This window comes from Tepidiforma sp. (assembly GCF_034433535.1).
In the GTDB taxonomy this organism is placed as follows: Bacteria; Chloroflexota; Dehalococcoidia; order Tepidiformales; family Tepidiformaceae; genus Tepidiforma.
In genome coordinates this window covers 1-3503 of sequence record NZ_DAOUAO010000247.1, presented here as the reverse complement: position 1 = coordinate 3503, position 3503 = coordinate 1, and the positions used below count along the sequence as shown (strand labels likewise).

Annotated in this window: 2 protein-coding genes; one reads left to right on the top strand and one right to left on the bottom strand. The window is 68.7% G+C overall.

Annotation, left to right across the window (positions count from 1 at the left end):
* Positions 1-123 precede the first annotated feature (123 nt).
* Complete coding sequence (locus tag VAE46_RS13035) at positions 124-1308, bottom strand: two-component system sensor histidine kinase NtrB (RefSeq protein ID WP_322797378.1); 1185 nt, start codon at positions 1306-1308, stop codon at positions 124-126.
* 267 nt (positions 1309-1575) lie between these two features.
* Between VAE46_RS13035 and VAE46_RS13030 the strand changes: the two genes are divergently transcribed.
* Positions 1576-3225 (top strand): globin-coupled sensor protein, encoded by a 1650-nt coding sequence (locus tag VAE46_RS13030; RefSeq protein WP_322797377.1) that lies wholly within the window; start codon positions 1576-1578, stop codon positions 3223-3225.
* Positions 3226-3503: the final 278 nt, after the last annotated feature.

Sequence of the window (3503 nt, the reverse complement as noted above, 5' to 3'; positions counted from 1 at the left end):
CCGCGCGGCGCTGTAGCGCGCCTGCGCCTCATCGCCGAGGAAGGCCCGGGTCATCCCCAGCTGCCAGTCCGACGTGTGCACGAACCGCACCACGCCGCGCACCCTACCAGAACAAGCGTTCGCTTACAAGGCCTGGGCCACCGGTTCCTCGGCCAGCGGGATCAGGACCCGGAACACCGTCCCATGCCCCGGCCGGCTGGCCACATGGATCGCCCCGTGGTGATCCCGCACGACGCCCACCACCGACGCCAGGCCGAGCCCCCGCCCGTGCCGCTTCGTGGTAAAGAACGGGTCGAAGACGTGGCTGAGCGTCTCCCGGTCCATCCCGTGGCCGGTGTCCGCTACTTCGATGTAGCCGTAGCGCGCCGGCGCAGCGTCCGGCGCGAACGCGCAGCTGCGCAGGTAGGCCCTGGTTACCGCCTGGGCGCCCGTCCGCACGGTCAGCCGGCCGCCCTGTCGCGACATCGCCTCCGCCGCGTTGATCACCAGGTTGAGGACAACCTGCCGCAGCCCCACGGGGTCGCCCTGCACGACCAGCGGCTCATCGGCAAAGTCGGTCTGGGCCAGCACATTCGCAGCCAGCCCGCCGCGCAGCAGGTGGAGCATCTCCCGGGTCAGGCCCGTCAGCTCCACGGCGGAGCGCTGCGACTGCATCCTCCCGGCGAACCGCATCATCTGCTGGACCAGCTCCGCCGCTCGCCCCGCCGCATCGCGGATGTCCTGCATGGCCATTCTCGCCGGCGATTCGGCGGCGACCAGGCTCATCGCGAACTCCGCGTTGCCAATGACCACCGCGAGCACGTTGTTGAAATCGTGGGCGAGCCCCGCCGAGAGCATGCGCAGGCTCTCGAGCCGTTCCGCCCGCCGAAGCTGCGCTTCCATCTCAATCCGCGCCGTCACATCCCGCACGATGCACACCACCCCCGGACCGCCCTCCGTACTGATGGGGATCAGCGAGACATCTGCCCAGAACCGTTGCCCATCAGCCCGGACGGCCTCCACCGGCTCCCGGTCCGCCATTTCCCGCGGCGAAACCGCTGTCCGGAAGAACTCGCTCATCAGTTCACCGTGGGCCTCGCGGCGCTCGGGGGCAACAAACTGCTGGACTGAGATGCCGAGCGCCTCAGCCTCCCTGACCCCGAAGATGCGTTCGGCCGCGCCGTTCATCCCGCGAATCGCTCCCGACCGGTCCACGAGCAGGATACCGTCAGGAGTCCCCAGGGCCGCTGCTTCGAGCCAGCTTGTCCCTGGCCTTCCTCCAGCGAACACGGTGACAACCGGGTGATGGCCTTCCATCAGCCCGAGCATGATGGATCACCGGTATCCGCGGTGATCAGGGATGTCCCCGTCATTTCATAACTTTCGGTTTCTTCATGCCAAAGCGAAACTAATTCTCCCCGGAGCCGGTCGGGGTTTTTGCCCTTGCCAAGCAAAAATCCACGGCAACGTTCCTGATAGGGGCAATCCCGATGCGCGATGGTTCGGATTGCGCGTTCGATCGTGACAGGCCGTGTCGCGTCTCTCGCAGGTTGGGCGCGCGTCGACCGCAGCAGTCACGAAGGGAGACCGTCTACCATGCCCCAGTCCTACCTCGAACGCCTCCATATCGACCCGGCCGACCAGGCCCTCCGCCTCCGTTGGGTCGGCATCACCGAGCGCGAGGCTGCGCTCATCCGCGCTGCCGCGCCCATCCTTCGGCCCCACGCCGAAGCCATCGTTCGCCAGTTTTACGACATCGCCTCCCGCTTCCCCGAGTGGCAGGCAAAGGTCCGCTCCGTCGGCTCTGACCGCGCTCGTCTCGAAGCCGCCCAGCTCGACTACTTCCTCCGCATCCTCGATGCCCGCTTCGATGCCGACTACTTCGAACACCGCCTCCGCGTTGGCGCTGCGCACGCCCGCCTGAACATCGAGCCGCGCTGGAATGTCGGCAACTACGGCATCTACGGTCAGCTGCTCTTCCCCATCCTCGCGCGCAAGCTGAAGGGCCAAACCCTCGCCGAAACCCTTGCCGCCTTCATGAAGGTCTTCGTCTTCGACGCCGCCCTCGCCGTCGAGACCTACCTCTCTGAGGGCGTCCTCGAAAAGCTCGTCGACATCCACGATACCCTCGGCGACCCGCTCCAGAACCTTGGCGCCAGCATCTCCCAGGTCGACGCCGCTGCCCGTGAAATCGCGACGGCAGCGCAGGAGATGGCCAGCGGCGCCGCCGCGCAAACTGCCACGATGGCCGACCTGAACGGCGAAATCGACGGCCTCCGCTCCTCCGCCGCTGCGGTCGCCGAAGGCGCAGCCAGCCAGGTCTCGGCTATCGAGTCCGCCGCGCGGGCCATGGAGGCGGTGACCGGCGCCCTCCAGCAGGTGCAGGATGCAGCCGCAGCGGCCACCGCCCGCGGCGACGCCCAGGTCTCGGAGGCAACCGAAGGTGCTCATGCCGTCCTCCAGACCATCGAGGCCATGGACAGCATTCGCGAAACCGTCAGCCAGACCGCCCGGGAAGTCGAAGAGCTCGGCCGGCAGGGCTCCCAGATCGGCGCCATCGTCCAGGTCATCGAAGACATCGCCTCCCAGACGAACCTCCTCGCGCTCAACGCTGCGATCGAGGCCGCCCGGGCCGGCGATCAGGGCCGCGGCTTCGCCGTCGTTGCCGAAAACGTCCGCTCCCTGGCCGAGCGCACCGCCGTCGCGACCAAGGAGATCGCCGCCCTCATTGCCGGCGTCCAGGGCGGCACTGGGCGCGCGGTCCGCGCCATGGAGCACAGCATGGCGAACGTCGAGGAGGGGGCGTCCCGCGCCCGCCGCGCCGGCGACGCACTCGACCGCATCCTCCAGGGCGCCGAAGCCGTCCGTGCCGAAATCGCCAGCATCACCTCTGCGGCGGCCTCCGTCGAGACATCGACGGGCTCGCTGACCCGCGTCCTCGATCAGCTCGAAACGCTCGCCCGCGCCTCGGCCGCCCGCGCCGAGGAGATGAGCGCCGCCGCCGAGCGCGTTCGTACCGCCGTCGCCGATGCCTCCGCCGTCGCTGAGCAGTCAGCAGCCGCGAGCCAGCAGGTCTCGGCCAGCGTCGAAGAGGTCGCCGCTCAGGTCTCGGAAATCGCCCGCGAAACGAAGCACCTGACGGCCAGCACCGCCGACCTCGCCTCGTTCATCGCCCGCTTCGGCACGGTCGCCCACAACTCCCGCGGCGAAACGTTTGTCTACAGGGAAGCCCGCTCTGCTGCCTGATCACCAAAAAACCTCGACATCACTTCCGCACGGCCCGGCTCTGCTGGGCCGTTTGGCCGTCACCACCCCCGCCATTTCGCCCTACCCTCGCAGCGAAACCGATGCCATCGCCCCTGACGCCCCAGCTCGAACTGCTCCCTACGGCCCGGAGGCTCCTGCTGCTCGGGCTCAAGCAGCACGGCGAGTCCGATGCCGAGGCGCTCGCCGCCGTCGCCTTCCTCTCGGTTCCGGCCGTCCGCGCCCACCTCGCCGGCCTCGCCCGCCTCGGCCTCGTCGAA